This is a genomic window from Candidatus Skiveiella danica (assembly GCF_022705245.1).
GTDB classification, from domain to species: domain Bacteria; phylum Pseudomonadota; class Gammaproteobacteria; order Burkholderiales; family Burkholderiaceae_C; genus Skiveiella; species Skiveiella danica.
The window spans coordinates 1-285 of record NZ_JAKJEW010000156.1; the positions used below are offsets into that span (position 1 = coordinate 1).

The window sequence follows — 285 nt, forward strand, 5'->3', positions numbered from 1 at the left end:
CCACCGCCCTGCCCGACACCCTGTGCCACCTGAACGGCGAAACGCTGCCCCTGCGCGACGCCAAGATCTCGGTGCTGGACCGGGGCTTCATCTTTGGCGACGGCATCTACGAGGTGATCCCGGTCTACGGCCGGCGCTGCTTCCGCTTCGACGAACACATGGCCCGCCTGGCGCGCAGCCTGGACAAGCTGCGCATCCCCAACCCGCACAGCCGCGACGGCTGGCTGGCGCTGGTGCGTGAACTGGTGGCCGCCCAGCCGGCCGACGACCAGCTGGTCTACATCG

Annotated in this window: 1 protein-coding gene; it reads left to right on the forward strand. The window is 69.5% G+C overall.

The features are described from left to right. Nucleotides 1-8: 8 nt before the first annotated feature. Nucleotides 9-285, forward strand: a 277-nt coding sequence (locus ACMUOY_RS20670; protein ID WP_413894586.1) for an aminotransferase class IV, incomplete at its 3' end; no start/stop codon positions are given.